Annotated in this window: 1 protein-coding gene and 1 pseudogene; one reads left to right on the forward strand and one right to left on the reverse strand. The window is 66.2% G+C overall.

Annotated features, from left to right (window positions below; translation table 11 throughout):
• Positions 1 to 202: 202 nt before the first annotated feature.
• Positions 203 to 1,195: a DUF3048 domain-containing protein gene (locus A5789_RS02615; protein WP_064906548.1), complete on the forward strand. Its 993-nt coding sequence runs from the start codon at positions 203 to 205 to the stop codon at positions 1,193 to 1,195.
• A gap of 112 nt (positions 1,196 to 1,307) precedes the next feature.
• Here the strand turns inward: A5789_RS02615 and A5789_RS37600 are convergent.
• Positions 1,308 to 1,706, reverse strand: a pseudogene (locus A5789_RS37600) (helix-turn-helix domain-containing protein); the annotation flags it as partial.
• Positions 1,707 to 1,826: the final 120 nt, after the last annotated feature.

Genomic DNA, 1,826 nt, shown 5'->3' on the forward strand with positions numbered 1-1,826 from the left:
GTCACCATCGCCGTGATGACTCGACCGAAGGGGGTGTCCACCATGATCGTGAGATTACAGGCGAGCACCTCACCGCCTATCCGTGCCCACGCGCCGCGGGTCGTCGGGGTGGCTCACGGGCGCTCGCCGGGGCATAAGCCTCAACCAGCGACCGGCCCGAGTGGTCGAGCGCGGCGTAAATTGGTAGCTAGAGGTTTGCCTTATGCAGCAGCGATGGTGGGTGTGGATTGCCGCGTTCCTGATGACCTTGGGAATGTGCACTACGTTCGCGTGCAGTAGCGGTACCGACACCGGCCCCGCCGACCGCCCCGGCACTGTCACCAGCACCCGCACCGGACCCGAGCAGGCGGCACCTGCCTCGCCCCCACCCTCCCGGGTAGGGGTGCCCGTGCTGGTCGCGAAGATAGACAACAGCCCGCAGGCACGGCCACCGGTTGGGCTCGGAGCCGCCGATGTGGTCTACGTCGAGCCGGTCGAGGGTGGTTTGAGTCGGCTGGCCGCGGTGTTCGCGACACAGAAACCCCCGGTGATCGGGCCTGTCCGGAGTGCGCGAGAAACTGATCTGACGCTGTTGGCCCAGTTCGGTAACCCGACGTTGGCATCCTCTGGTTCCGCACCCGAGCTGATTCCCGCCCTCGATTCCTCCTCGCTCCAGAACGCCTCGGCCGATCTGCAACCCGCGGCGTACTTCCGCGATTACAGTCGCGCCGCGCCGCACAACATGTTCGTCCGCCCCGATCAGTTGCCCGAAGGCGGCGGCTGGCCGGAGGCTTCGCAACTGCACTTCGGTCCTGCGCCTGCCGGCGGTCGGCCCACGCAACATGAGGAAGCGCGGTATCCGGCTGCGGTGGTCGGCTTCGACTGGTCACCCAGCGATCACGGCTGGCTGGTGTCCATGGATGGTGCTGCCTACAGCGCTGCCGATACCGGACGGCTCACGCCAAGTACGGTCGTGCTGCAGAGTGTGCCGGTGCAGAACTCGGCCATCAGCGACGTGGCGGGCAGCGTCTCACCCCTGGCCCAGACGACCGGTAGCGGTCAGGCACTCGTACTTCGCGACGGCCAAGCGTTCCCGGCCGTGTGGTCCCGGCCCTCGCCGGAGACGGGCACAACGTACACAACCCCCACCGGTACAGCCATCCCCTTCGCGCCGGGACAGGTTTGGACAGTTCTGATTCCAGAGCAGCTCTGGTGACCCCTATCCTCGCGGTGTGACCGATGACGCCGAATTCGCACAACGGATCGGTCGAGATCTTGAATCCATCGGTCAGGTGCGGTTTCAGCTCGAACCGCCGCCAGATCCTGCCGACCGTCGATTTCGACAGCCCCGTCCGTTCGGCCATCGACGACCGAGACCAGTGCGTGGCATCGGGCGGGGCCTGCTCCAAGGTCATCTCCACCACCTGCTGCACCTGATCCAGCAGAATCGACGGCGGCCGGCCCGGCCGCGGCTCATCAGCCAAACCGGCCAGCCCGTACTCGATGAAACGGCCCCGCCACTTACGCACCGTCATCGCCGACACACCTACCTGCGCCGCAACATGGGTGTTGAACGCACCCGGCTCGGCACAGGCCAGCACGATCCGGCACCGCAACGCATACGCCTGCGTCGACGTCGCCGCCCGCGCACCCCGCACCAACTCCCGACGCTGCGCCTCGGTCACCACCAAATCCGGCCCCGACCTCGGCCGCCCCGTCCTTGCCACCGACGAATCCTACAATTACACAACGGATTTCAGGCGCAGAACACTAGTGTTCTGCGCCTGAAATCCGTTGCAGATATCGTGCGAGGGAGTCGAGGATCTCTTCGGCGGTCTTGCGCCAGA

It is taken from the genome of Nocardia sp. 852002-51101_SCH5132738 (assembly GCF_001665695.1).
Lineage (GTDB): Bacteria > Actinomycetota > Actinomycetes > Mycobacteriales > Mycobacteriaceae > Nocardia > Nocardia nova.